Source organism: Aerosakkonema funiforme FACHB-1375, assembly GCF_014696265.1.
Taxonomy (GTDB): domain Bacteria; phylum Cyanobacteriota; class Cyanobacteriia; order Cyanobacteriales; family Aerosakkonemataceae; genus Aerosakkonema; species Aerosakkonema funiforme_A.
This window is the reverse complement of sequence record NZ_JACJPW010000011.1, coordinates 17,914-42,431: the sequence shown is the minus strand read 5'-3', so window position 1 is coordinate 42,431 and position 24,518 is coordinate 17,914. Positions and strand designations below refer to the sequence as shown.

Below are 24,518 nucleotides of genomic sequence, written 5' to 3'. Positions count from 1 at the left end.
GAGAGTGTCAATTAGCTAAATTCCGAAACTGAGTAAACTGCGAATTGAACAAAAGTTTGACTGTCCCTGTGGGGCCATTCCGATGTTTGGCGATAATAACTTCTGCGATATCTCGATCTGGAGAATCGGGATTGTAATAAACGTCGCGGTATAACATAATAACTAAATCCGCGTCTTGTTCAATCGAACCGGACTCTCTCAAATCCGACAGCATCGGTCGCTTATTTGTACGCGATTCAACTCCTCTACTCAACTGAGATAAGGCAATAACGGGAGTATTCATCTCGCGAGCTAAACCTTTAAGATTGCGTGTAATCTTCGATAATTCTTGAACGCGATTGTCGCTTCCGCCTTCCATTAATTGCAAATAATCTATTAAAATTAATCCGATTTCTCTCCCCTGTTCTGCTTGCAAACGACGCGCTTGACTACGCATTTCCGTAACGCTTATATTGGCGGAATCGTCAATATAAATTGGTAGGGCGGATAGAGTAGCAAATGCAGGGCTTAACCGTTCCCATTCATTTTCACTGATGCGTCCCGATCGCAAACGGTTACTTTCTATTTCGGCTTCGTTAGCAAGCAATCGCTGCACCAGTTGCTCTTTTGACATTTCCAGACTGAAAATAGCAACAGGAAATTGATGTGTTTTCGATATTTGGTGAGCGATTCCCAAGGCAAAACTGGTCTTTCCCATTGAAGGGCGACCGGCGACGATAATTAAATCAGAACGCTGAAAACCGCCAGTCATGGCGTCTAGGTCGTAAAAATTGCAGGTGAGTCCGGGTAGCGCTACATTTTCACTGCGATTGTTAAGTTCGGTGAAAGTGTAGTTAAGCGTTTCGGCGATCGATATCAGACCTTGCTGAGGTCGTTCTTGAGTAATGCCGAAAATTTCTTGTTCTGCTCGATCGAGTACGATCGGCAATTCGGTGGCTGTCTCGTGTCCGAGATCGACAATTTTATGACCGGCTTGAATTAATTTGCGGCGCAGATATTTTTCTGCTACGAGTTTGGCATACTGGTCGATGTTGACGGCGGAGACGGTACGATCGATCAGTTGCGCTAACTTACTCTGACCTCCCACTTTGTCAAGCCGATCGTTATCGTAAAGCCAGACAGCGACTGTCATTAAATCCGTCGGCTTGCTTTGCGCGTGAAGAGTCAGCGCTGCTTGATAGATAATTTTATGACTTTCCAGGGAAAAAGCATCTGGTACGAGGATATCCAGCACCCTGCCGATCGCTTCCGGATCTAGCAGGATGCCGCCCAAAATAGCTTCTTCCGCCTCTATATTTTGCGGAGGGAGACGATCGCCAATCGGTTGAAAATTGCGTGAGTCAACCATAAATCATTTTAGATTTTAGATTTTAGATTTTAGATTTTAGATTTTTATTTAAGTTCATTGATTAGCAATGAGCCATTAATACACAGCCTTTTACCAAAGACTAACGATCGATGACTAATGGCAATCCAAAATCCTCTCTTGCGAAGGTGAGCATCGTGACGGTCACCGCCAAGACGCCCACTTCGCGCAAAATCCAAAATCCAAAATTCCCTTAGCTAGCCACTACTTCAATATCTACTGTTGCGGTTACTTCTGGGTGCAACTTGATTTCAGCTTTATAAGTACCGGTCTTGCGAATTTCGGGTAGGGTGATACCGCGACGATCGATTTCCTTGCCGGTAGCTTGCTGAATCGCTTCTGCGACTTCCGGGCCAGTAACTGTTCCAAAGATAGCATCTGCTTCGCCCACCTGTTTGGCAATGCTAAAGCGACCGACAGCTTCGATCGCTGCTTTGATCGCGATCGATTCTTCCTTGAGTTCCAAAAGGCGCTGGCGCTCTTTTTCTCTGCGCCGTTCCACTTGCTTGAGAATTGCTGGGGTGGCAAAAGTAGCAAATTGCTTGGGAAGGAGGTAATTGCGTGCGTAGCCGGGAGCCACTTCTACTAAATCGCCGGATTTGCCCAGCTTGCTGATATCCTGAGTTAAAACTAATTGAATGCGTTTGGCCATGAGCTTTCCTGAACAGGCTGCTTAATCAGATCCGAACAAACCATAGTAGCGAAATAGGGGGGTCGATCGCAACTGCCAATCTTCGCTAAAATCTATCTTTCATTCCCCGCAGTCTGGCAAAAGTTTGCACCGATTCGTCACTCTTTACCGCTGCTTGCAAATGCGGGTTATCCCAGCGCAGAAACGGATTAGTGCGCTTCTCTATCCCCAAAAGCGATGGTACGGTAGCTTCCGATCGACTGCGAGACTCCTTGACTTGAGTGTATCTGGCTTGTAAATCTGGGTTGTTACCATCTACAGTCAGGGCAAATTGTAAGTTTTTCAGCGTGTATTCGTGAGCGCACCAAACTCTGGTATTGTCGGGTAAAGCGCGGATCTTGCTTAGGGAGGATATCATTTGGGAGGGAGTGCCTTCAAAGAGCCTACCGCAACCACCAGCAAAGAGAGTATCGCCGCAAAACAGATCCCCTGGCTCATCCGCCACATTTGAGGGAAAATAGTAGGCGATGTGGGCGCGGGTATGTCCGGGGACAAAAAACACTTCGCCGATGCGATCGACAAACTGGACGCGATCGCCTTCCCGCAAAAACACATTTTGTCCCGGTATTCTACCAAAATCCTCTCCCCCTCCGTAGATGCGGAGATTGGCAAAGCGTTGCATCAGCTGCTTGTTGCCGCCCACATGATCGCTGTGATGGTGAGTGTTAAAAATAGCCACTAATACAGCCGCAATTTTATCAAGGAAACGCAGTACTGGTTCCGCTTCTGCCGGATCGACCACAGCTGCGACATTTTCTTGAGTATCGTGCAAGACAAATATATAGTTGTCCGAGAGTGCTGGGAGCCGATGAACCTGCATGAAAAAATACCTCTATAGAAACTTCTTCACTAGAATGAGTGTAGCGACTGATAAATTCCAGAAAACCCAACACGATCGGAATGTCTTAATTATTTTTTACTTATCGGTAAGGGAGTTAGTCACGTATGAAAGGGGGCGTACCGAGCAAAACAACTTTAGGAGCTAAACAGATTGTCGATCAAATTTTGGTTGCGGGTCAAATTAGCCGCAAGCAACATATGTTGCTGACTTGTGCCATTCTTTCAGACGCGCAACTCACTGACGAAGACCGCCGCCAAATCAATCACATCTTTGATTACATCCAAGTCGGTCGCCTGAAAATAGTTGACTAGCAATATCCTTAAAACAAGTGCCACAAGATAAACCAACCATTTTAGTCACAGGGGGAGCTGGATATATTGGCTCCCATGCGGTACTGGCGCTGCAACGTGCCGGTTACGATGTAGTTATTTTGGATAACCTGATCTACGGACACCGAGATGTGGTAGAGAAGGTTTTGCAGGTAGAGTTAATTGTTGGGGATACGAGCGATCGCCCTTTGCTCGATCGGCTTTTCTCCAGGCTCAACATTGCCGCCGTCATGCACTTTGCCGCTTTTGCTTATGTGGGCGAGTCTGTGACCGATCCAGCCAAATACTACCGTAACAACGTCTACGGAACTCTCACGCTGTTAGAAGCTATGTTGGCAGCCGACGTGAAGAAATTTGTCTTTTCTTCCACTTGCGCCACCTATGGTGTACCCCAAGTTCTTCCCCTTCCCGAAGATCATCCCCAAAATCCCATCAATCCCTACGGTGCTAGCAAGTTGATGGTAGAACGGATACTCTCGGATTTTGATGCTGCTTACGATCTAAAATCTGTTTGCTTCCGCTACTTTAACGCTGCCGGTGCCGATCCGGATGGCTTGCTGGGGGAAGACCACAATCCGGAAACGCACTTAATTCCTTTAGTGTTACAGACTGCGTTAGGAAAACGAGAATCAGTCTCGATTTTCGGTACAGATTACCCGACCCCAGACGGTACTTGCATTCGCGATTATATTCACGTCAACGATTTGGCCGCAGCGCACGTTTTGGGCCTGAAATATTTGTTGGAGTCGGGGGATAGTGCGGTATTTAATTTAGGGAATGGCGGCGGTTTTTCGGTGAAGGAAACGATCGAAACCGCTAGGGCGATCACAGGACGGGAAATTAAAGCTATTGAGTGCGATCGGCGTCCTGGCGACCCACCCGTCTTAGTTGGCAGTAGCGACAAAGCCCGACAAATCCTGGGCTGGAATCCTCAATACCCAGATTTATCTGAGATCGTATCTCATGCCTGGAAGTGGCACCAACAGCGTCATGCTTGAACGACAAAAAGCCTAAATGGAAAGTTGATTTTGAATGATAGGATTGCTTGAAAATGCCTCCTCTGGTATCTATTGTTGTTACTTGTTTCAATCAGGATCGCTACCTAGAAAAGTCAGTTAAAAGTGTACTTAACCAAACATTTATTGACCTAGAGTGCCTGATTGTCGATGATGGATCTACCGATAACACTCGTGAGGTAGTCGAGAATTTAATGAGGCTCGATTCTCGAATAAAATATTTTTACAAAGAAAATGGAGGGGTATCTTCTGCTCGTAATTTTGGGTTTAGGCAAGCTCAAGGCGAGTGGATTCAATTTTTAGATGGAGACGATTGGATCGACGATCGTAAAACTGAATTTCAATTAAATCATTTAAAGGGTGTAGATCGACAAAATACGGTGTTTTATTGCGATTACGAGCGTGTCTTTCTAGACGGGGAACAAAATATTACCGATCGGCAGTCAAATATTGTCGGAGATTTGACAAAAGAACAATTAATTCAGCGCTTACTTATACCTGATTTTTTAGCTGATTCTCCATTTCCATTATTGCAGCAATGCTTGTTGATGAATAGAAGCATTTTTAGTAAAAAAATGTTTGATGAAAGTCTTAAAGCTCTGCAAGATAGAGATTTTACATTAGACCTGGCGCTCGCCGGAGTAAATTTTATTTATACGCCTATTGTTGGTGCTTTCTATACAAAGCATCGCACTAATAGAACTAATAAGTGGTCTTACATGAAAGGGTATTATATTCTTTTCTATGAAACCATTTATAGCAAACACAAAGACTTACTGCCGCTTTGCGAAAGTGGCATAAATTTTTTAGTGCAAGACACAATTAGAGAAAAAGACAAGGACAATTTTGAGCGGTTAATGAAAATTATTCGCTCTCCGGTATATTTTTTAGATAAAAAAGTAAAAGTTAATAATGCTACCTTACTGAAATTACTTTATTCCTTGAGATCGTTCGTGCCTAGCTTTATACTTTATCAAAAGTACAGAGGGCCGCGCTCTCAAAAAATTCTTTCCCTATTATCACCGTTATTTAACTTGACAAAATCCTCAAAAGATAACGTTTACTTATAAAATAAAGAGAAGTAAAATATGAGTATAAAAGTTACATTAGTCGTTAGTGACTTTTCTGGAGGTGGAGCAGTCCGAGCATTTTTACTAGGACAAGTACTTAAAAAACTCAACTATGAAATAGAGTGTGTAGGATTTACCTTTGGTAAAGAACTGTATGCAATTCCTCCAGAAGGAATGCGAATTTATGCCGAAGAAGGTTATAAGTACCCTAAACTATTTAAACCAGCTAAAAAGATCTTAAAAAAGATAGATGGGGATATTATTTATGCAGTCAAACCAAAGCCTACAAGCTTTGGTATTTCTTTAATAAAAAAAATATTCGCTCGTCGTCCTTTGCTCTTAGATATGGATGACTGGGAACTCAGCTGGTACGGAGGAGACGAATGGAAATACCATCCCACACCAAAACAGCTTTATAGGGATATCTTTAAAAAAGATGCGGCACTGCGATATCCCGATCATCCTTTGTATGTAAAGTGGATGGAAAGCTTGGTGGAGAAAGCAGATGCCGTCACGATAGATACTGATTTTCTCAAGAAACGCTTTGGTGGTGTTTATTTACCCAATGGCAAAGACACGGAAATGTTTGACCCCGCGAAGTACGATGCGGAAGCAAGCAGAGCTCGCTACGGTTTGTCTGGGTGTCGTATTTTAATGTTTCCGGGAGCTCCGCGACCTCACAAGGGCGTTGAAGACGTTTTAAAGGCGCTAGACTTGCTCGAACAACCAGATTTAAGGCTGGTGATTGTAGGGGGCAGTCCCTATGATGATTATGATGATAAACTTATGCAAAGATGGGGGCGTTGGATTATTAAGCTACCAAGGTGTCCTGTGGAAGTGATGCCAGAGGTGGTAGCTGCCGCTCATGTTGTGGTTGTACCACAGCGAGACGACCTCGCAGCTAGGGCCCAATTTCCTCTCAAACTAACGGATGGAATGGCTATGGCTAAACCTGTTTTATCGACAAAAGTTGGAGATATTCCGGAAATATTGGATGAAACTGGTTATTTAGTCGAACCTGGTAGCCCGGAGCTACTCGCTGAAAAGATTCTAGGGATATTCCAGCATTTGGACGAAGCAAACGAGAAAGGGCAAAAAGCGAGAGAAAGATGTGTAAAATACTACAGCGTATATACTATGTCGGCTATACTTTCAGAGCTAATAGCCAATTTATAGGAAAAGAAGATGTGGTGAGGTGGAGCTTGCCAATAAATTTATTATAGGTATTCAAGGCCAGTTATTAATAGAAATAATACCTCCATGTCTTCCACTAAGCTTTTACTCAAATTTGCTCGCCGTTATCCGATTTGGATTTCACTAACGATCGTTCTGGGATTTTCAGGGGCGCTATTTAATGGTGTGAGTACAACTTTAATTGTACCCATCCTGTTGAATTTTTTAGGGCAGAAGGTGGATTTAAAAGGTGCCCCACCGCTGATTCAAGCGATTATGTCGCCATTTGATGGGGTTCCCGAACAATACCGCTTGTCAGTAATGGCGGTGTCGATTTTGCTGGCAATTGTTTTGAAAAATGTGGCTACCTATGCCAGTAGTTTGGTATCGAGTTCGCTGGGGCGGACGTTAACGTCGGATTTGCGGGAAGAAGGATTGCGGTTGTTGCTAGAGGTGGACTTGGATTATTATGCCAAGATGAAGGTAGGCGATTTGATTAACCGTTTGGGTGGAGAGATAGGTCGGACTGCGGGTACGATCGGCACATTAATTCGGGTAATTATTATCGCTATCACCGTTTTAGTTTTTGCTGGTCTGCTGCTGGCAATATCCTGGCAGTTGACAATGGCTTCAACTGTTTTACTGGCATTGGTGGCGTTAGTTAATCAATATTCAATTAATCGTTCTAAGTATTTCGGCAAAGTTCTTTCGGATATGTCGAAAGCTTATTCAATTAGGGTACTGGAAACTCTCAGCGGCATTCGACTGGTAAAGGGAACAGCAAATGAAGAAAGAGAATTTCAATTGCTGCATAAGTTAATTAGATCTCGAGAGCAAGCTGATTTCCAATCGCAGATGAATTCGGCGGCTATTGGCCCAATTAGTGAGGTTACGGGTATTATTGCGCTGATGTCGATCGTCGTGCTGGCACGTATATTTTTTATTCGCGAGATCGAATCGCTATCGGCGGTACTGCTTACTTATTTATTAGTGCTATTCCGACTTCTACCATTTATTTCCCAGTTGAATGCGGCAAGAAGTCAACTGGCGAACACTTCTGCTAGCGTGGAAATAGTAAATGACTTTTTGCGGCAGGATAATAAGCCGTTCATGGCTACTGGGTCTATAGTTTATAGGCAATTGCGCGAAGGTATTCATTTCGATCGCATTTCTTTTGGCTATTCCGAGCGTGGCAATTTAGTGCTAAAAGATATCAATCTGTATTTGCCTCGCGGTACTACTCTTGCTTTGGTGGGCGGATCGGGTGCAGGTAAGTCAACTTTGGCCGATCTTTTACCGCGATTTTACGACCCAAAAAGCGGCTGTATCAAACTAGACGGGATCGATCTGCGGGATTTCGATATCAAAAGTATCAGAAGATCGATGGGTATTGTCAGCCAGGATACTTATTTATTTAACGATACGATTCGTAATAATATTGCCTATGCGCGGCCTGATGCAAGTGAGGAGGAAATCATTAGCGCTGCAAAGCGGGCAAATGCTTACGAGTTTATTGAAAAAATGCCGCAGGGGTTAAATACTCAGATCGGCGATCGGGGTGTGTTACTATCGGGAGGACAGCGGCAGCGTTTGGCGATCGCACGCGCTCTTTTGCAAGATCCGGATATCTTAATTCTTGATGAAGCTACGAGTGCTTTGGATACGGTTTCGGAAAGATTGGTACAAGCAGCGATTGACGATCTCAGTCGCGATCGCACTACCGTCGTAATTGCACACCGCCTTTCCACCGTGCAAAATGCCCATCAAATTGCCGTACTCGACCAAGGGCACGTTGTTGAAACTGGAACTCATGAAGAACTTTTAGATAAAGGAGGTTACTATGCCCGACTGTACTCGATGCAATTTGCGGAACGCCCCGAAAATGTATTTAGCCGCAATGAAGAAATTCGCAACCGTCTTTCTTACGAAGTTCGTACTCGTCTTAACACCATGATCGGTTCCCTCCGCTTACTAGCAGATGATTTGATAGATACTCCCGAAGAACAAAATGAATTATTGGAGGAATCTTACAGTTCGGCAATCAGTCTTCTCAATACGATCGAATTATTTGAAAATAGCACTAAACTACCGACAAAATAGCCATAAAATTAAAAATAACTTATGGAAAAATTAGAAAAAGATTTTTGCTTTTGCACGTTAGCTCTTGGTAGTAAGTATCACGCTTTAGCTAAACAATTAGCAGGAGATTTAGAAAAGTATTCACCCGGAACTAAGTTAGTTATTTATACAGAAAATCCAGCCGAATTTAAAGAAGAAAAAAATATTTTAGCTTTCCAGCACCAGCAGCAGGGGATTTTGCATTGCTATAACGACAAACGCTTCGTGGTAGAAAAGGCTTTGTCATTGTTTAGGGTGGTAATTAATATAGATGCAGATACAAGAATTAAAGAAAAAATTCCAGAAGATATTAAGTTCGAGCCGGGGATATTTGGACGGAATGAAGACTTGCTCGACCATATAAAAAAAAATCGCCCAGCTAACTTACAAATTATCAAAAATGTCGCCAGTAAGCTAAATATAGATTGCGAAAAGGCTAAGTGGATTGGAGAATCTTTATATATCGTTGTCAGAGATAATGACAGAGAAAAAGAGTTTATAAAAAATTGGGGTATAATTGGCAGTTACTTAGAATTAAAAGGTATGCACAGCGGAGAGGGAAACGCGATGGGATTGGCAGCAGCTAAAGTGGGATGGAATATTACAAAAAGCGAGAGTTGGGAGAAACTGAATAAGATTAGGCAGCACCTAGATGCTTCCTATGGCAAAAAACAAAAAACTTTTTGGGAAATTTTCAAACGCAAGCTAGGCTATCACTATCGCCTGAACAAAGCGAGATTAGCTGCTCTCAAAGATTTTGATTTCTATTACCGCTAAAAATTTTAAATACTAGCTGTAAAGTGTAGAGCGATCGCAGATAATATGACCCACAAAATAATTAGTAGGTAATCTAGTATATGACTAAAAAAATTGTTGGTATGGTTAGCAGCTACCCATCTCTTTATCAACCTTCTTGCGATTGGATGTGGCAACAAACACCACATCCTTATGGCATTTGGGGCAATATTCAAATGCTAGCACCCGCTAAAGAACCTGACTTTTTATTATTGTATAATGGTGGATTGCCGGAAACACAAACGAAAACTTCTCTTCTGGCACGTTTGTTCGGTCAAGCGCAACAGCAAGAAAGTTATGAAGAACTAATTAAGGTGCAGTTACGTGGAGTTCCCAAAGAAAGAGTGATTTTTTTGGTACGGGAACCCCCTTTTGCCAAAATGCAAAAATACAGAGTGCTTGGATACGAAGAGGCGCAAAAATATTGCGGATATGTTTCTGGCCCAGATGATTTCGCTCCTATTCCCGACTATATGCCAGCAATTTGGTATCACTCAAATTCTTTCCGAGAATTAAATGAAATGGGGCCACCAGAAAAACTGCGATCGTGCTGCTGGATCACCTCTGGTATTTCTCGCACCGAGGAACACCGTCAGCGACTGGCTTTTTTAAAGCTTTTGAGCGAGAGCGGTTTAGAATTTGATGTGTACGGACGAGATTTACCTGTATGGGTGAAAGGATACGGCAAAGTAGGCAATAAATGGAACGCGATGAGCGGCTACTACTATAACTTGGCGATCGAGAACTACGCAGACAATGATTGGTATGTCAGCGAAAAGCTTTGGGATGCTTTGTTGGCGTGGTGTTTGCCTATTTATTATGGTGGGCCGGCGGCTGATAAACTTTTGCCTCCAGGCAGCTTTCTCAGATTGCCAAGCGAAGATGAAAAAGGCATAGCATACATTAAGGAAATTATTGCGACACCAGATGCTTGGCATCAAGCTAAAGATGCGATCGCCGAAGCACGTCAGATTATTCTCCATAAACTAAACCTACTCAATTGGTTATCGAATTTAGTCGAGCGGTTGATGTAAAATTGGCAATTATAAGCATTCACAAATAGGGAATTAACATGAAAAATGGGATATACACTTTAGCTAACGATTATGTCTACAATCAACTCGTCGCGTTACTAAACAGTATAGAAGTCAATGTGGGTAAATCAATGCCAGTTTGCGTGATTGCCTATGACGATCGAGTTGATAAAGTACGTGCAGAAGTTGCTAAAAGAGATAATGTCACCCTTTTAGAAGATCCCGCTTTATTTGCTCCTTGGGAAGAGCTTTCCAGGAAAGTATGGCAAGCACATCCCACGGCTTTTAAGATTTGGCAAGAAAAAGGAATTGAAGGAGTTTATCGGATCGGCATGAACCGACGCTACTGCGCTTTCGATCGCGAAGCACCTTTTGAAAGGTTTGCTTATTTCGATGCAGATGTTTTGGTATTAAATAACCTCGCAGAAATCTTTAAAGCTTTAGATAAGCATGAGTTTGTCGTTTATGATTTTCAATATAAAGATCTCTCCCATATTTACAATATCCAAAGTTCTAAATTATTAGAAGTATTTCCTCAACATCGCCTAGAATCAGAAATTTTTTGTGCGGGATTTTATGCGGGAAGAAAGGGAATATTTACCTCAGAGAAATTGAATACAGTGGTATCTAGCCTAGAAGCAGGAGAAGCAGAAATTTTGTATATGTCTGCGCCAAATCAGTCAGTTTTAAACTATATGATCATGCGCTCTCATATACCAGTTTATAATTTAGCGCTAGAATTACCTAAAAATAAGTCAACTGGTTGCTCTGTAACTTCCGGCCATTTCGAGTTACGAGATAATGTTTTGTACGATCGCGGCAATCAACTGACCTATCTTCATTATATTGGCGTCTCGACTAAACTGTTCAATCGGATTTGCGATGGTGAAAATCTTGATTGTCCCTATCGGGATATTTTCTTGCACTATCGCTATCTCCACGAACCGGAAAATCGCCCTCAATTCACAGGTAAACCAAAACCCTATAATCCACCTCCCAGTTTGGGAACGCGAGTTTTACGCAAACTGGGATTATCTCGGTAATAATTCATCCATTCAGATCTCAACCTAAAAACTAAAATCCCTATGGCTCGCGGAATTTACATTGTAGCAAATGAAAAAGTAAGTGAGAATGCGATCGCGCTTTTGAATAGCATTCGTTACTACGACCCAGATATATCGGTTTATTTAATCCCTTTTAATGATAATTATCAAAATTTAGCCGCAACTCTCAACCGATTGCATAATGTGCAAATTTTTCCCGACCTAGATTTTCTTAACCAATTCACGCAAAAAATTGCCGAAATTTTCGAGCGAGATTTTCTAGCACTTCCCAATAAGATGCGTAAGTTAGTAGCCTGGTTTGGCCCATTAGATGAATTTCTCTATATCGATACAGATATTATCGTCTTTGAGAAAATAGCCAAGATTTTAGATTACTTGTCAGAATACGGCTTTATTTGCAACGATTACCATCATGCAGGTAGAGGTTTGCAGGATATTTTTTCCCCCTTGGTAAGAGAAGAAAAAATATTTACGGAAGCACAGTTAAGCGATGTCTTCAATAGTGGCTTTTGGGCATCTAAAAAAGGCACAATTACGCTGGAGCGAATGTACGAACTGTTGCGTGAATGTTCTCAGCATCGAGAATATTTTGACTTTTCTAGCCAAGTCACAGATCAACCAATATTAAATTATATAGTGCTAAATTCTATCCCCAAACGCTTTAACCTCGTTAAAATTCCGGGGGGTGGCCCAGGTAGTTGGGCTGGTTCAAAACACTTCCAACAAAAAGATATTGTACTCTATGATGGCGAGAAAAAATTACAGTATCTTCATTGGGCTGGCATACCGATGAAACCAGGTGCGCCCTATCGAGGATTGTGGGAATATTACCGCTATCTCAACGAACCAAAACCAACTGAAACATCAACCGTTGAACCAAAGAAAATTACCTTTTGGCAGCGGATTATCAATAAAACAAAGAGTTTATTTTAATAGTACCAAATATAAGTTTAAATTGCAGATCTAAACAAACATTTTCCACCATAAATCCGAAACACCCTTTTAACCTGCAAAATGTGGGTTAAATTGACACGAGTAGAGTGAGCAGTGCCCACCCTACATTTGATTTAACATGAAAAAAATCCTAGCTCACTTTGGCAACGATCGTGCGGTGGCGAGGACTGTTGCGAGTAATAGTCGGTCTCTCGAAACCAGCTTCTACTAAAGCTTGTTCGATATCCAAAGTAAAATACTCATCAAACCAAGGCTCGGTACTTTTCAGCAACGTCATAATGTAAGGTGGCATCTTGGCATAAACTTCCGATTTAGGATTCATATCCATGATGCCAATATGACCGTTGGGACGCAGCAAACGCCGTACTTCCCGGAAAATCTGCCGCGTTGCTTCTTGCGGTAATTCGTGACAAAGTAAAAAGATGGAGACTAAATCAAAGGAAGCTGTCGGTAAATTGGTTGATTCGGCGGCGGCGTGTACCCAGCGAATTTGAGCGTTACGCTGTTGGGATTTGTACTTTGCAACTGCGAGAAAATAAGGTGATAAATCTAGACCTGTCATCTTTGCTTGGGGATAGATATCTTGGAGGGCAAAGGTACTCATCCCGACGCTACAAGCGATATCCAAAATCTCTTGTGGCTGGTTGGGAATTTGAGTTTTGAGGATATCGTGATAGCTTTTACGTAACTTAGCGTCTCCATCAGCACTGGCATTTCCCCAGAGAGTAGAGTGAACTGTGTAAGCGGCAACTTCTACTTCTAAAGCAGGTTCCCAACCGAGATTTCCTTCATCATAAGCGTGGAAAGAGTGTAAGTAGTAATCTGGGTAAGTTACGTGCGGATTTTGTACTTGCGCTAGCATACTTTCCCAATCGTGAGAACGTAACTCCTCTACTTCCTTTTGCCAAGCGACGCCAATCTTCTCGGCTCTTTTCATCATCATTTGACGAGCTTGGTGTTTGGCTAAGGCGGCTAGGGGCTTGACAGAAAGCACGCCATTTATTAAGCGAGAAGCTAATCCAGGATCGGTGTTTACAGTAGCAGTCATTTGATTAGTTATTTGTCATTTGTCATTAGTTCATTGTTATTGGTTAGTTGTCCATTGTCAATTGCCATTGGTTATTAGCCCAGATCCCCGACTTCTTGAAGAAGTCGGGGATCTTGATTCCAAAATTATCGTGTCTGAGGCACGCTACATACTGATAACTATTTTCCTGTTTTCGGTTTCAAAGCTAGCAACATTTCCACTTGACTGGTGGATGCGTCAGGTTGTGTAGCTGTGATACCGATACCGCGAATCGAATTGAGGATGGCGTATGATTCGGGTGGCATAGGATTATTTTGTGCGGCAGTTAAGTAGCGATTTAATAAAGACATGGTTTTATCCATATCTATGTAAAAGTAGCCTGCGTTTGGCTTCTGCAAAGAACCTGCGATCGCCTGAAAATATGGGCTACGATCGAGAGGGTTACTATTGATGGCCATAACATCAATTATTGGGCCACCGAGGGCGATAAATAAGGATTCGTTGTCTAACCAACCATAACCCAACCAAACTTGTTGGTCAGCCAGCCGCCATTCTTTTACTATTTTGCCTTGGATGTTTCTTTCTCCTACAGTCACAGAGTTAGTTTGAGCGATCGCATCTATTTTAGCAAGGGTTGCTTCGGCAGTTGCGCGATCGCTTGTTTTAAATATGAATGCTCCACCCAAACCGATAGGAGCTAAAACACCTTGATTTGATGATATCGCTCCGACAGCAAACTCTCCATCCATCCACCCAAAAACTTCTTTATCTAGGTCAATATTGTAGTTTGTTTTGATTTGCTGTCTGTATTGGTCAATTTGTTGTTGAAATTGCGTATTTTTGGCTGATTCTGATACTACAGCCTGCCAACCGCGACTGATTCCGTATCCGCTGATCAGGGCGATCGTTTCTAGGGGAAATTGCGCTACCACTTTACCCGGTGCGGGTTTGTATTCTACTTTAATTAAAGAGGGGTCTACTTTGCCTACTGCTTTCATTCGCAAACCAGAATTATCAACACCCAAACCCATTACCAAAGATTTTACCTGCTTAAGCTGTGCCAAAGATTCAGGCGGCAATGCGGGTGAATTAGGATTGTTTTCGAGTAATTTTTGCAAGACATTTCCGTATTCAGGTATATATATTTGGACGAGACTATTTTCGATATCCATTCCCTTGGCAAGCATGGGGCTAGCATTCTCTTTGTTCGCGAAAGAAGGCTGCCCTTTAAAAGTGTCGATCGCCATTTCCACAGATTTTCTTTGTGGCGACAAGACCAAATGGCTATTCAGGACAGCGCTAAATGTTTTGTTACTACTGCCCACAGTTTCCGCTATTTTGACACCGTTGTAATCGCTTTCTTGTGTTTTCAATTGCGCTTTGATTTTATTTGCAAAATTCCAGGCGCTAATTTTATCTTTTATTCCCACAACCATCAGTAAATTTTGTTGATTTTGTTGGTTTGTATCTGATGGCAAAACAGCAAACATCACACTACCAAGCCAAGGCTGAATATCTTTAGCATAATCAATTTTCGACTCCGCCGTCATCTGCTTGTTAAAATCATTTAGTCCTTTGCTAAGCGCAGCTTGAGCTTCCGGAGTGCCAAACTGTTGCAATTGCGACCAAGCATTAGGGTCTGTGGAAATCGTACCAGTCATCAATGCGTCATCTGGCACAACTTTCGCACTAGCCAAAGGACTTGTGGCATCGCTAAAAGCACCTTTCAAGTAAAGGTAAGCAAGTAAGCCACCCGCTAGGATAACCGCAGCCCCGATAATAAGAGGATTGAGAATACTTGGTTTTTTTTCAGACATTTTATTATCCTGAGATTTGATGAAATTGTTATTAGTCATTAGTCATCAGTGATTTAAAAATAACTGATGACCGAATCTATATCTAAGGTATTAGCAGTTTCTCTAGCAAGCCATAAGTATTTATACTCAGATATTCCCCAGCTATCACAGCTTGCACCAGTTCCATTACCCGCCAGGGGTTCAAACTCCAGTTGTAGGGTTACTGGAAAATGCTCCGCCTGTTTCGCCAGGCTTCGATCCAGAACAAGCTAAATGGGAATATTTGAAGGAGAAGTATAATTTGTAATAATTTGTAATTGTTATGCTACGATCGCAAGCAAATTCACAGGAAAATACTATGCAAGCATACAAACTTAAGGGCAAAGTCGATGACGCAGGTAACTTAGTCATTACGGAATCTGTTAAAATGCCACCAGGAGATGTGGAGGTAGTGGTTTGGCAGGCAATTGAAACGGTTAATAATGATACAGAGCCAAAAAATGAAGCACAACCTGAAATACCCAAAAAGAAAGTAGAATACAGAACTAAGGCATTCAGAGACTTGTTGGAAAATGCTCCGCCTGTCCCTCCCGACTTCGATCCAGAACAAGCTAAATGGGAATATTTAAAGGAGAAACATAACCTTTGAAAGTGCTACTAGATACCAATGTAATAGTGGACATCGCCTTTGAACGACAGCCTTTTTATGATGATAGCGATCTCGTTTTTTCATGGATTGAGGCAGGACAATTAGAAGGCTATGTTTCAGCATCAACTTTTAGCGATCTTTATTATATCATTCGCAAACAAAGAGGTCAAGATTGGACGCTAGCTTTCTTGAACAAATTGGCTTCAGTATGTCGAGTAGCTACAGTTGATGAATCTGTAATTTCAATGGCTCTTAGTGCGAATTTTAGGGATTTTGAAGATGCAATTTAATACAGCACTGCTGTCGAGAATAAATTAGATGCTATAATTACTCGCGATCTGGGAGATTTCCCAGTTACTACTCCTCGAATTTTGACTCCGGCGCAGTTGATTCTGGAATTAACAAATTCTCCTTAAATAAACAATGGCAAAGTAAATCATGCCAATACAACCTCAACTAACTACCAGCGAAATCAACGAAAAGCAGCAGTTATTACAAAATGAAAGCTTTGCCCAAGAAGCTTTGACTACTTTAAAACAATATGAAGGCAAGCTTGATGAGGCTTTTGATAAATTATGGTCTGAAGTAAATGGATTGGAATCATTCGGTTCTCAAAAATCTCTATGGGAAATAACGCTAAAGGTTATACGTCAAAACTCTGTGGAAATGAAGGTTTTCGCGGCAAATTGAGCGAATATATTAAAAAGCCGGAAGATGCAGCTTTGCTGACAGCTTTGATTATCTCGGTGGTACAATTAACTACGTTGCCGATAAATCCTGCGATCGCAACTATCATCGTTCTCTACATTCTCAAAATCGGCATCGGTATTTTTTGCGAGTACACGGAACCTGTCGCAGATGCTGACCCCACCGCCGCCAAGCCACGAAAAACGCCATAAGTGGGACAAGCTGCACAGCTAAACGGGAGTGGGATTCAGCCGGATGGTTGGATGTCGGTACGGTAATCTCCAAAAACGCTAACCTGGAAAATGTACTCGATCGCATTTCGCTAACCGATACCAGCTATACTTCTTCTGTTTCGCAGAGTCCATACCATATGAAGTTGCACTTTTATTTTGATTCCGAAAATAATGGCCATAAATCTTTTGAGTTACCCGGTGCGCGTCCCCACTACAATCCAGATAGGCCGGGACAGGTAGAACATATTTTCCTAGATTTGACCCTAGATATTCCCAACCGCATTTGTAAAGGGACTTGCAATATCAGATTAGCGCCTGTGCGGAGTGGGATCGATCGCTTGACATTGGATGCGGTAAACTTGAATATCCAATCTGTACAAGTTGACGGTTCGCCGCAGCATTTTGAATACGATGCGGAACAGCTGCACGTTAAACTTAGCACACCGATGCAAGTAAATAAGCAGATCGAGATTGCGATCGCTTATTCTGTAGAAAAACCCCAACGCGGCATTTACTTCATTGGCCCCGATAAACATTATCCCAACAAACCGGTGCAAGTTTGGACTCAGGGAGAAGATGAAGATTCCCGCTATTGGTTTCCCTGCTTTGATTATCCAGGACAACTGGCAACTTCGGAAATTCGCGTCAGAGTTCCCAAACCGTTAATAGCTATTTCCAACGGCGTACTAATTAATACAGAAGAAACTGACGAAGACAAAATTTATCACTGGTCGCAGAAAGAAGTTCATCCCACTTATTTGATGACTTTGGCAGTAGGAGATTTTGCCGAAATTCAGGATACCTGGGAGGATGACAGGCAAGATGCCTGTCCCACAAGAATAGTGCCAGTTACCTATTATGTGGACAAGGGAAGAGAAGAAGATGCCCGCCTCACGATGGGCAAAACGCCTCGCATGATCGAATTTTTCAGCGAAAAATTTGGCTACCCTTATCCATTTCCCAAATACGCACAAGTTTGCGTAGATGATTTTATTTTTGGGGGGATGGAGAATACTTCCACAACATTATTAACAGATAGATGTTTGATCGACGAAAGAGCATCTTTAGATAATCGCATCAGTGAAAGTTTAGTCGCCCACGAACTCGCCCACCAATGGTTTGGGGATTTGGTCGTGATCAAGCATTGGTCTCATGCTTGGATAAAAGAGGGAATGGCGACATATTCTGAGGTGTTGTGGACGGAAAACGAGTATGGTTGGGAAGACGCAGCTTACTATCGTTTGAATGAGTCGCGTAACTATTTAATCGAAGATAGCAGTCGTTATCGCCGTCCGATTGTAACTCATGTGTATCGGGAAGCGATCGAACTTTACGATCGACACCTTTATGAAAAAGGTGCTTGCGTTTATCATATGATTCGCACCGAGTTGGGAGATGAATTGTTTTTCCGGGCAATTCATACTTTTGTGCGAGATAACGCCCACAAAACTGTCGAAACTGTGGATTTGCTGAGGGCGATTGAAAAAACTACCGGGCGTAATTTGCTGTTTTTATTCGACCAGTACGTTTATCGCGGCGGACATCCTGATTATAAGGTTGCCTATGCTTGGGATGGCGATAGCAAGCTGGCTAAGATAACGATAACTCAAAATCAAGCAAAAGCAGATAATAACGGCAGTGGCAATGATTTGTTTGACCTGAGAATTCCGATTGCTTTTGGCTATACGCAAGCAGATAAATTCAAAGAATTTAAATCTTTTACAGTTCGGGTACACGAACGGGAACAAAGCTTTTACTTCCCGTTGGAGGAGAAACCGCAGTTTGTCAGTTTTGATGTTGGCAATCACTATCTGAAAACGGTTGCTTTGGAGTACCCAGTTGCGGAACTGAAGGCGCAGTTGCAATTCGACCCCGATCCGATTTCCCGAATTTACGCTGCTGAAGCTTTGGCGAAAAAGGGAGGATTGGAAGCAGTAAAAGCGCTATCACTCGCACTTGAAAAAGATAGTTGTTGGGGTGTGCGGGCAGAAGTTACCAAACAATTAGCTGAAGTTAAACTCGACCAAGCAGGCGAAGCTTTAGTAAAAGGTTTGCAGGATGAAAATCCTTTGGTGCGCCGCGCTGTGGTGGAAGCTTTGGCTAAAATCAAAACGCCAGAAAGCTACGATGCTGTGAAGAATTTGGTAGAAAAAGGCGACGCCAGTTATTATGTAGAATCGACATCTGCCCGCACAATTGCGGGAATGGTAGCTTCACCAATTCTAAAAGATAAAGAAGATGAAGTTGTCGGTTTGCTTAGCAATATCCTGCGGCAAAAAGCTGGCTGGAACGAGGTGGTGCGTATTGGTGCGATCGCAGGTTTGAGCCAGTTAAAAACATCACCAGTAGCACTGGATTTGATTTTGGAATACACTCGCCCCGGTATCCCGCAAGCTTTGCGCTTGGCAGCAATTCGCGCTTTGGGAGCGATTTCTACGGGTCAAACGCCAAACAACGTGGATTGGATTCTGGAACAATTACAAGAGTTATCCAGAGAAACGTTCTTCTTAACTCAAGTAGCAGTTGTTACAGCGCTCGGACAAATGGAGACAGCCAAAGCTATCCCCATTTTAAATTCTTTAGTTGATGGTACACCCGATGGGCGCGTGCGTCGCATTGCGGAAGAAGCGGTACAAAAAGTGCAGCAAAGTGCGGGGACCGATCGATCGGTCAAACAACTGCGAGAAGAACTCGATCAGTTGAAAAAAACAAATCAGGAACTGATGAGTCGTTTGGAGAATTTGGAGGCTAGATCGAAATCTAGTTAGTTATTAGGTTACTAAATGTAAGGTGCGTTACGCTGACGCTAACGCACCCTACTGTAGAACCAAAAATTTGCAAGATTATCTGCGTTCATCTGCGTTCATCCTTCTTCATCTGCGGTTAAATTTTAACTAATGGTTTCCAGAGATAACCCTCATGTACTACCGATGCTATCGGCTACGATTTGAAATGTTTTTTACCGCAGATGGAAGCAGATTAACGCAGATTAACGCAGATGTAGACTGTGGCTGAGTATGTTAAGTATTGATCGATCGACCAACGTTGGGCGCTAAAACTGTTAAACCACCGGGGATACACTCAACTTCAATGGGAGTCGTGCCGATAATTTCCCCATCTACTACTACTTTTTGGGGGGGATTTGTGGTGATTTTGATTTGCTTGGCGCGACTGTGAATCACATTCTGATGTTCGAGATCGGTTTTGACGATCGCTCCTCCCAACATTCTTAACATAGTTGTGACTGCCTGCGCTCTGTTTTCCGCTGTAGCAATAGTTACATCCAACAATCCATCATCAAAAATCACTTCTCCCGCTCCCTGCGCTAACACGGAGGTAGGGGGTGCAGCATTGGCTACTGTAATCGCAGCGGCTTGAAACTGATAAACATTCCCTTCTGCCTCAATTTCCGTATCGAACAAATTCGATTCTTCCAGCAGTTGCCACCCCGCCATTAAGTATGCCATCGGGCCCCATTGCGCTTTCAGTTCCCGGCTGGCTCTTTCTACGGTTTCCGCTTCGTATCCCACACCGGCTAACAAGATCATCGGGTAGCCATTGCAACGCGCAACATCTACATTGCGGGTTTGTCCGGCCAAAATTAATTGACAGGCATTTCTAATCGGCATTAACCGAGGAATTCCCAAGGCAACTGCAAAGGCATTGGCTGTTCCTCTGGGAATGATACCGAGAGGAATATTGGTGTCAATTAATGCTCCCGCTACTGCTGAGACCGTGCCATCGCCTCCAGAAGCGATGACGATATCGGCTCCTTGGGCCAGAGCCTGTTGTACTAATTCCTCCGGTTCGATCTCTGGTGTGGTTTGGTGAACTTCCAAGTGCAGGTAAGGTTCTAGCAGTTTCCGAATTAAAGACAAATCTTGCTCTGGATTGCCGCGACCGGAAACCGGATTGAAAATCAGATGAGCGACGAGTGTCTTTGCCAACCGGGTGGCGATCGCTTCTGCGGTGGCGATATTAGTTGCCAGAATTACGTTGTGGACGTTGCATATCCGGATCAGCGTTTCAACATCTGGTTGGTAAAATCGCGTCTCCTGCGGATCGCTCAGACAAATTACGCCAACGACGTTACCCGCCGCCACTTCCGCTGCAATCTGAGCTACTCCACCCATAGGCCCGGATAGCATCCGTTCGATCGGCAAGCCAGTTGCTGCTTGGATGCGCTCTCCTGTGTTTGCGGTCGCAATCAGCTTGTAACGCTTGAGCAGGGGTGAATAAGTCAGTGCGAAGTTGACAATATCGTTCTTCTTGGCATCGTGGGCAATCAAGGCAATTGTTGCAGGCATATTTGTTTAACTTAGCTTAACAATCGCGAGATAAAAATATTTTCTGGCGCGTCTCTAGCTTACTTACATTCGGCGCAGAAAAATTGCCGCAAAAATACGCATCTTATCTTTTATTTTATACAAAGTTAATCATAAATTAATTTATTTGTATAGATAGAATTATACTTGGCTGCGCTAAAAAATGTGTTACATCTGCTACACTATAGCGTTAACAATCTCTGCTTTTTATTGACCTTGGCGATGAGAAAAATCTTCGGGTTGGCTGTATTCGGATCTGTCATAGCTGGTGGCGGTGCTGGCGCATTAGTTGCTTTGCGAACTGCGTTACCGCCTCTGCAAGCTGTCGATCGACCAGTTGAATATCGGAAAATTAACTCCCATTCTACTGTAGCCGATCGCCCTAACAGCCAAAACGCCCCGCCCGCACGAAGAGAAGAAGTCCCTCAAACGCAAGATGGAGCGCGTTTCCGGCGGGTGATGGAGTACGCACGGCAGCAGAAATTGTCCGATCGCCCAATGGGAGAAATTATGCAGGCGATCGGCAATCAATTTCTCGGCGCACCCTATAAAGCAAACTTATTAGACCGCTCGAACATAGAGACACTGGTGGTAACTTTAGACAAGTTTGACTGCGTGCTGTTTGTAGAAACGGTACTGGCGATCGCTCGCGGCGTAGCGGTAAAAGATTATACCTATCAAAGTTTTACCGATAATCTGATAAATTTGCGTTACCGGGATGGTGAATTGCACGGATATTGCAGCCGATTGCACTATTTTTCCGAATGGATTTCCGATAACCAAAAACGGGATAATGTGACAGAAATCGCTTCGCGTATGGGTGGGATTCGCCTGAATAAGAAGCTGAATTATATCAGTACCAATCGAGCTAATTATGCACCAATGGCGCTAGACGACCTCAATTATCAGTGCTTTGTTCAAGCGGAAAACAAACTCGCTGACTTAAGCATGAATTACATTCCGATTTCCAGTATTCGCCGAGTTTACCCACAATTGCAACCGGGTGATATTGTAGCGGTAGCTACTAGCATTCCAGGTTTGGACGTAACCCACACTGGCTTAGTTTATCGAAACGCAAACGGCACTATGGGTATTATTCACGCTTCACCCAACGGAACGGTGAGAGTTTCCCGCGATTTACAGTATTATGTCGGCAATATTAAGAATGCGATCGGCATTATGGTAGCTCGACCAAAAGATCCTCGCTAAGTCAAAAGTCCAAAATCAAACAGGGCTTAGGGATTAGGGAAAGTCAATCATTCAAAAATTCCTCCTCTTCTCTCTCCCTCCTCCCGACGCCCTAACCCCTAACCCCTAACCCCTAACCCCTAGCTACCTCACAATTTCGCTTCGCGAAGTTCTAGTTTGCAGTTCGGGATTAGGCGTAAACTCTGCTGGTAATGACGAAACTTCTCCCCATTCCTGCAAAAAACTTTTTAGTAAGGTTTCTTGTTGAATGCGGAATTCATCCGTATTTTCTCCCACATTCATAATCGCAAACCAGACAGAACCTTGCTTTTCTGTCGGGAAAGCACCTGCTAAGGAACTGACGCTATTCAAAGTACCCGATTTCACCACTATTAACGGGGGCAAATTGCGTTTATCCAAGGTTCCTTCATCTCTACCAACAATGGCAAAAACATCGCCGATCGTCATATTATGAGATGCAAGATAGCGTTCTATCTCCAAGAACATCGCACAAGCAGCGCGAGGTGAAATGCGATTTTCCGGACTTAATCCAGAACCATTTACCAGTTGAATTTCTGCTTGGGGAACACCAGCTGCTTCCGCAGCTTTTTGTGCGACTACTTTTGCACCTCCCACAGAACTGGCTATCATCTCAGCCATGTGGTTGTTGCTATACCGATTCATTCTTTTGAGAAGTTCGGCGAGTGGAAAAGAATAATGACGTACTAAAGGTTGTAGGTTACTGGGGGCGGAAGACATTACCTTTACCGAACCCTCTATTTCTACTAGGGGTTTAGGTGTGCCTGGGGACATACTAAAATATTGTTTTTTAGTTGTTTCCGACCAAATTTTATTATTTATCCCCTGTTTTAGTAGCGTACCTGCAATATGCGGGTCAGTTTTAAAGTTCATGTAAAACTTACCCACAATGATTAAATTGCCAGTTACTTTATTAATGCCGATTTGGTTTAAAGTATTGCCCAAGTTAATAGCTTCTTCCCAAACAAACAGAGGGTCTCCATCTCCCCGAACTACTAAGTCGCCTTGCAAAACTCCATCTTTAATCGGCCCAGTTCCGCCAATTAGAGTTACATATTGGCGATCCGGGCCAAGAGTTTGCAGCGCCACTAGAGTTGTTGCCACTTTTGTGACGGAAGCAGCTGGGAGGGGAATTGTACCGCGATAATTTGCCAAAAGGCTATTCCCAGATTGCATCCATACTCCTTGTTGGGTTTCTTTGGCAAATCCTTTGGCAGCTAGAGTTTTTACATATTGCAGAATCGCAGCGTTAACAACTGGATCTGGAGTATCTGGCGGGACAAGAGAAACAGCAAAATTACTTACTGGCGCTTCCACTTTTGTTACAGTTTCGGTTGTAGTGGATGATGACTCGATCGCATCACTCTGAGTCAAGTTCGATCTAGATGTAGCTTGTGGTGACTCCGTGGAGGAACATCCACTAATCAATGCTAACCCGACTATAGATAGCGCAGCAGTCAAACGAAAGTTTTTAGGCAGCGTCATCAGCTTTTAAGGGTAAATATTTGTCTCAAAGACTAACATAACTTTCGTTCCAGATAAGCGATCGCTCATCCTGAAATCCGCATCGGTAAGGGGTGTAACTTAGCTCCTCGATCGCTTCCTTAACAAAATCATAAATTTTCTACCTTAAGGCAGATGTCAATATTATACTTTTGAGTTAATACATGGTTCACAAAATCATACTTATGGTAGATGCTTGCTCTAGAAGACCAAATAGCTCAACTTTAACAAGCGATCGCCACCTAAGCAACACTCACCCACAATCAGCAATGAACTGTGGTCTCTGACTGCGCCCTAAAAATACATATAATTACTATTTTGTCAAGCCATTTTGCTGAACTGGGGTGATGGTAGTCCAGCAAATCAATCCAATTAAAAATTGTCAACGGCAAGAACGCCAGTTTTTCAGAAAAACCGGGTTTTTCCATCTCATAAAAATGTCGTTAAATATACCAAAGTTAAAGTTTGCTGAACTTTACTATGATAATTTTGTAGTTTTGTATATTATACTTGAAGAAAAGTTAAAGACAAGCGGTCAGCCCAGTTGAACTAGATTGCTGAATAACTGGCTGAAACCCGATAAGGGCAATTTTTAAGTGAAAAGGCAGTCTTTGGTTCAT

The 24,518-nt window shown here is 43.0% G+C and carries 21 protein-coding genes and 1 pseudogene; 15 read left to right on the top strand and 7 right to left on the bottom strand.

All coding sequences use genetic code 11. The annotated features are described in order from the left end of the window. Window positions 1–7 precede the first annotated feature (7 nt). The 3 genes from dnaB to gloB form a co-directional block, all read right to left on the bottom strand. On the bottom strand, window positions 8–1,348 hold the full coding sequence (gene dnaB, locus H6G03_RS06155) for a replicative DNA helicase (RefSeq protein ID WP_190463126.1): 1,341 nt from the start codon (window positions 1,346–1,348) through the stop codon (window positions 8–10). A 211-nt stretch (window positions 1,349–1,559) separates the two neighbouring features. Beyond that, entirely contained in the window at window positions 1,560–2,018 is a 459-nt protein-coding gene (gene rplI, locus H6G03_RS06150; RefSeq protein WP_190463124.1) for a 50S ribosomal protein L9, read from the bottom strand. A gap of 85 nt (window positions 2,019–2,103) precedes the next feature. Further along, window positions 2,104–2,877 (bottom strand): hydroxyacylglutathione hydrolase, encoded by a 774-nt coding sequence (gene gloB, locus H6G03_RS06145; RefSeq protein WP_190463122.1) that lies wholly within the window; start codon window positions 2,875–2,877, stop codon window positions 2,104–2,106. Window positions 2,878–3,002: 125 nt separating this feature from the next. Between gloB and H6G03_RS06140 the strand changes: the two genes are divergently transcribed. The 9 genes from H6G03_RS06140 to H6G03_RS06100 all read left to right on the top strand — a co-directional run bounded on the left by H6G03_RS06140 (window position 3,003) and on the right by H6G03_RS06100 (window position 12,430). Further along, a complete protein-coding gene (locus H6G03_RS06140) occupies window positions 3,003–3,209 on the top strand; it encodes a hypothetical protein (RefSeq protein WP_190463120.1) in 207 nt (68 codons plus the stop codon). 17 nt (window positions 3,210–3,226) lie between these two features. Further along, window positions 3,227–4,225 carry a UDP-glucose 4-epimerase GalE gene (gene galE, locus H6G03_RS06135; protein ID WP_190463118.1) on the top strand — a complete coding sequence of 333 codons (999 nt, stop codon included), beginning with the start codon at window positions 3,227–3,229 and terminating at the stop codon, window positions 4,223–4,225. Between the two features lie 53 nt (window positions 4,226–4,278). After that, complete coding sequence (locus H6G03_RS06130; RefSeq protein WP_190463116.1) at window positions 4,279–5,313, top strand: glycosyltransferase family 2 protein; 1,035 nt, start codon at window positions 4,279–4,281, stop codon at window positions 5,311–5,313. A gap of 18 nt (window positions 5,314–5,331) precedes the next feature. Then, entirely contained in the window at window positions 5,332–6,489 is a 1,158-nt protein-coding gene (locus H6G03_RS06125) for a glycosyltransferase family 4 protein (protein WP_190463114.1), read from the top strand. An 84-nt stretch (window positions 6,490–6,573) separates the two neighbouring features. After that, a complete protein-coding gene (locus tag H6G03_RS06120; protein WP_190463112.1) occupies window positions 6,574–8,586 on the top strand; it encodes an ABC transporter ATP-binding protein in 2,013 nt (670 codons plus the stop codon). Window positions 8,587–8,607: 21 nt separating this feature from the next. Then, the gene (locus H6G03_RS06115; RefSeq protein ID WP_190463111.1) at window positions 8,608–9,381 is read left to right on the top strand and encodes a hypothetical protein; all 774 of its coding nucleotides are present in this window, start codon (window positions 8,608–8,610) and stop codon (window positions 9,379–9,381) included. An 80-nt stretch (window positions 9,382–9,461) separates the two neighbouring features. Then, a complete protein-coding gene (locus H6G03_RS06110; RefSeq protein WP_190463109.1) occupies window positions 9,462–10,433 on the top strand; it encodes a glycosyltransferase family 10 domain-containing protein in 972 nt (323 codons plus the stop codon). A gap of 38 nt (window positions 10,434–10,471) precedes the next feature. Then, window positions 10,472–11,476: an Npun_R2821/Npun_R2822 family protein gene (locus H6G03_RS06105; protein WP_190463107.1), complete on the top strand. Its 1,005-nt coding sequence runs from the start codon at window positions 10,472–10,474 to the stop codon at window positions 11,474–11,476. Window positions 11,477–11,518: 42 nt separating this feature from the next. Next, window positions 11,519–12,430: an Npun_R2821/Npun_R2822 family protein gene (locus H6G03_RS06100; RefSeq protein WP_190463105.1), complete on the top strand. Its 912-nt coding sequence runs from the start codon at window positions 11,519–11,521 to the stop codon at window positions 12,428–12,430. Between the two features lie 151 nt (window positions 12,431–12,581). Here the strand turns inward: H6G03_RS06100 and H6G03_RS06095 are convergent, their stop codons facing one another. Together H6G03_RS06095 and H6G03_RS06090 are read right to left on the bottom strand one after the other, a co-directional pair. Further along, a complete protein-coding gene (locus tag H6G03_RS06095; protein ID WP_190463103.1) occupies window positions 12,582–13,499 on the bottom strand; it encodes a class I SAM-dependent methyltransferase in 918 nt (305 codons plus the stop codon). A 158-nt stretch (window positions 13,500–13,657) separates the two neighbouring features. After that, window positions 13,658–15,295: a DUF3352 domain-containing protein gene (locus H6G03_RS06090; protein WP_190463102.1), complete on the bottom strand. Its 1,638-nt coding sequence runs from the start codon at window positions 15,293–15,295 to the stop codon at window positions 13,658–13,660. 337 nt (window positions 15,296–15,632) lie between these two features. On the opposite strand from H6G03_RS06090, the gene H6G03_RS06085 reads away from it, so the two are divergent. From H6G03_RS06085 to H6G03_RS06070, 5 genes and pseudogenes are all read left to right on the top strand, one after another. Further along, a complete protein-coding gene (locus H6G03_RS06085) occupies window positions 15,633–15,923 on the top strand; it encodes a hypothetical protein (RefSeq protein WP_190463100.1) in 291 nt (96 codons plus the stop codon). Continuing rightward, a pseudogene (locus tag H6G03_RS06080) lies at window positions 15,920–16,339 on the top strand (type II toxin-antitoxin system VapC family toxin). The gene H6G03_RS06085 and the pseudogene H6G03_RS06080 overlap by 4 nt, the downstream one beginning before the upstream one ends. Before the next feature lie 22 nt (window positions 16,340–16,361). Continuing rightward, on the top strand, window positions 16,362–16,613 hold the full coding sequence (locus H6G03_RS37190; protein WP_199315157.1) for a hypothetical protein: 252 nt from the start codon (window positions 16,362–16,364) through the stop codon (window positions 16,611–16,613). Then, complete coding sequence (locus H6G03_RS37185) at window positions 16,610–16,822, top strand: hypothetical protein (protein WP_199315156.1); 213 nt, start codon at window positions 16,610–16,612, stop codon at window positions 16,820–16,822. Before H6G03_RS37190 ends, H6G03_RS37185 begins: the two co-directional genes overlap by 4 nt. A gap of 158 nt (window positions 16,823–16,980) precedes the next feature. Beyond that, a complete protein-coding gene (locus H6G03_RS06070; protein ID WP_190463249.1) occupies window positions 16,981–19,611 on the top strand; it encodes a M1 family metallopeptidase in 2,631 nt (876 codons plus the stop codon). 252 nt (window positions 19,612–19,863) lie between these two features. Here H6G03_RS06070 and H6G03_RS06065 read toward each other — a convergent pair whose 3' ends face one another. After that, window positions 19,864–21,150, bottom strand: a complete 1,287-nt coding sequence (locus H6G03_RS06065; protein ID WP_190463098.1) for a methylglyoxal synthase — start codon at window positions 21,148–21,150, stop codon at window positions 19,864–19,866. 240 nt (window positions 21,151–21,390) lie between these two features. On the opposite strand from H6G03_RS06065, the gene H6G03_RS06060 reads away from it, so the two are divergent. Beyond that, window positions 21,391–22,377 (top strand): N-acetylmuramoyl-L-alanine amidase-like domain-containing protein, encoded by a 987-nt coding sequence (locus H6G03_RS06060; protein WP_190463097.1) that lies wholly within the window; start codon window positions 21,391–21,393, stop codon window positions 22,375–22,377. Between the two features lie 123 nt (window positions 22,378–22,500). Here the strand turns inward: H6G03_RS06060 and H6G03_RS06055 are convergent, their stop codons facing one another. Continuing rightward, window positions 22,501–23,880 (bottom strand): D-alanyl-D-alanine carboxypeptidase, encoded by a 1,380-nt coding sequence (locus tag H6G03_RS06055; RefSeq protein ID WP_190463094.1) that lies wholly within the window; start codon window positions 23,878–23,880, stop codon window positions 22,501–22,503. Window positions 23,881–24,518 lie beyond the last annotated feature (638 nt).